Source organism: Vibrio sp. 03_296 (assembly GCF_002265885.1).
In genome coordinates, this window is the sequence record NZ_NPKW01000969.1 from 1 (window position 1) to 1,112 (window position 1,112).

The following is a 1,112-nucleotide window of genomic DNA, read 5'->3' on the forward strand; positions in this document are numbered from 1 at the left end:
GGTGGTGACCAGTGGTTTGGCCGCTTGGGATTGATGGCCATGCCCATGATGGTGGCGCTGAACAGCGGGCGGTGAAACCGTTGCAGTGACTTTGGTTCGGGCTTTCAATACATTTATCCCGCTCGCCATAAAGGTCTTGCCGCGAGAATTTGTCAACAAGGTGCGCTGGTTTCGGAGTTCCGTCCGAGTACCAAAGCCAAAGCAGAACATTTTCCTCGTCGAAATCGAATCATTAGTGGCTTGTCTCTGGGGGGTTTTTGGTGGTCGAAGCAGCAGAGGAAAAGTGGCTCTTTGATTACTGCCCGTTATGCCGCTGAGCAAGGCCGAGAAAGTCTTTGCTTTGCCTAGTTCTCTTCATATTACCAATGCACGTGGTGGAAACGCGCTGATAAAAAGCGGAGCTTGTTTGGTCACTGGCGTTGAGGATGTAACTGAGTGAGTGCAAACCTTGCTGACTGGTTCGACAAACCAACAAGCGGATTTATTTCTTCCTCTAATACTGAAGAACAATTGCCATTTCCTCAGCTGTTAGCTAACGTAGGTAATGAGGCTACACCAGTTGATATTCTAGCAAACAGGACCAATATACCTGTGCAAGAAGTCATGATGCAGCTCTTAGAGCTTGAGCTTTCAGGGCATGTTGTTGCAGTTAACGGTGGCTATATTCGAAGGGGGAGGGGCTAGCTAGCTATGATGATGGATATACTGATGTATCTATTTGAAACCTACATCCATAGCGATGCAGATTTACAAGTGGATCAAGATGAGCTTGAAGACGAGTTGCTTCGAGCGGGATTTCACCAGCAAGATATCTACAAAGCCCTTCTTTGGTTAGAAGAGCTGGCAGCATTACAAAAGAGTGATGATCACTCTGCTATTTCGCGTTGCAGTGCGATCTCTTCAACACGAGTGTACACACCTAAAGAGATGCAACGATTGGATCTAGAATGTCGCGGCTTTTTGCTGTTTCTAGAACAGATCAATGTGTTAACCACTGAGACTCGTGAAATGGTCATAGACCGAGTGATGGGGTTGGAAACCAATGAGTTTGAGCTTGAAGATCTCAAGTGGATTATTTTGAKGTGCATTCTAATGTTCCCGGTAACGAGAAC

General features: G+C 46.5%; 2 pseudogenes. Both read left to right on the forward strand.

Features of this window, described 5'->3' with window-relative positions:
- Positions 1-684, forward strand: a pseudogene (locus CIK04_RS29220) (DNA-processing protein DprA); the annotation flags it as partial.
- 6 nt (positions 685-690) lie between these two features.
- A pseudogene (locus tag CIK04_RS29225) lies at positions 691-1,112 on the forward strand (DUF494 family protein); the annotation flags it as partial.